Below are 1,430 nucleotides of genomic sequence, written 5' to 3'. Positions count from 1 at the left end.
GGATCAAGCGGAAAAGTTGGGGGGAATTAAATAATTTCTTTCTTTTGTAGTTTACAACAATTACGAATCCCCTTGAATCAAGCCGAACAGACCCTTATCAGCTTTTTATTACCAGAAGGTATCCTGGATTATTTCGAAATACTCAAAGTAGAAAAAGAGTTAAAAGAACTTCAAATTTATCTGGAAGAGAAGAATATAGCCCCTTCAGGGTATCAGATAATGGATCTCGAATCAAAGGGCTTTCTTCCGGAAGTTGCCATTCAGGATTTTCCTATCCGCGGGCAGAAAGTTGCACTGCGCATAAAAAGGCGTAGGTGGACAGTAAAAAGGACTGGCGATATCATCAGTAGAGATTGGGATTTAGTAAGAAAAGGGGCTCGGATGACTACGGAATTCGGTCTTTTTTTAAAAGGAATATTTGGATAACCATCCCATTAGCTGCTATCATTTAGGACATTATTTTCAAATTGACGGCAAACAGCTCCAGGAGCAATATAAAGAGCATATTAGCGATTATAGTCATTGGGATCAGAAAGGACATGCGGATAATTGGATGCTTTTTATAAAGAATGTAAGTCCCAGGCTCAGTATTGATGAAACAGCTTTATCCAATGGTGAACTTTATACTGTTGTGACCAATAAGGAAGCCAAAGGTAGGAAGGGTGCTATTGTTGCCATGATCAAGGGTACAGTTGCCGAAAACATTATATCTGTACTGAAAAAGATTCCGGAAAGACTAAGAAAACGGGTTCAGGAAGTAACCATGGATATGGCGGCCAATATGCAATTGGCGATAAAAAGGTGTTTTGTAAATGCACATCGGGTAATTGATCGTTTCCATGTTCAGAAATTAGCCTATGATGCAGTTCAGGAAGTTAGGATAAAGTATCGTTGGGAGGCTATCGATTCAGAAAATGAGGGTATTGTCAAGGCAAAAAAAAACAAAACTGCTTACCAGCCAGAAGTATTGGCCAATGGAGATACGTTAAAGCAATTGCTGGCACGGAGTAGATATCTTTTGTTTAAACATCCCTCAAAATGGACTCCGAATCAGGAACTTAGAGCAGCGCTACTTTTTCAAAGGTATCCCAAATTAAAGAACGCATATGACATCGCCCAAAAACTGGGAGATATATTCAGAGTATGTAAAAGTAAGGAACAGGCCTTTAAAAGATTGGCAATATGGTATAATAAGGTAGAAACATGCGAAATTGACTCTTTCAGAACTGTTGCCAGATCAATTCAATCGCATTATCTATACATCCTTAACTTCTTTATTAACAGATCCACGAATGCCTCTGCAGAATCTTTCAATGCAAAGATCAAAGCTTTTAGGGCAACTTCAAGAGGCGTCAGGGATATTAAATTCTTCTTATTTAGATTATCGAAAATATATGCCTAAAAAATCCCCCAACTTTTCCGCTTGATCC

2 protein-coding genes are annotated in these 1,430 nt (G+C 38.5%); both read left to right on the top strand.

Annotated elements, in window-relative coordinates; translation table 11 throughout:
• The first annotated feature begins 72 nt into the window (after positions 1 to 72).
• Positions 73 to 426: a transposase gene (locus tag OQX63_RS23220; protein WP_132404419.1), complete on the top strand. Its 354-nt coding sequence runs from the start codon at positions 73 to 75 to the stop codon at positions 424 to 426.
• The gene (locus OQX63_RS23215; RefSeq protein WP_322974564.1) at positions 419 to 1,402 is read left to right on the top strand and encodes a transposase; all 984 of its coding nucleotides are present in this window, start codon (positions 419 to 421) and stop codon (positions 1,400 to 1,402) included. The genes OQX63_RS23220 and OQX63_RS23215 overlap by 8 nt, the downstream gene beginning before the upstream one ends.
• Positions 1,403 to 1,430: the final 28 nt, after the last annotated feature.

Origin of the sequence: Pedobacter sp. PF22-3, assembly GCF_026239555.1 — a bacterium.
GTDB lineage: Bacteria > Bacteroidota > Bacteroidia > Sphingobacteriales > Sphingobacteriaceae > Pedobacter.
The sequence above is the reverse complement of the archived record's forward strand: the minus strand, read 5'-3'. Positions and strand labels throughout refer to the sequence as shown.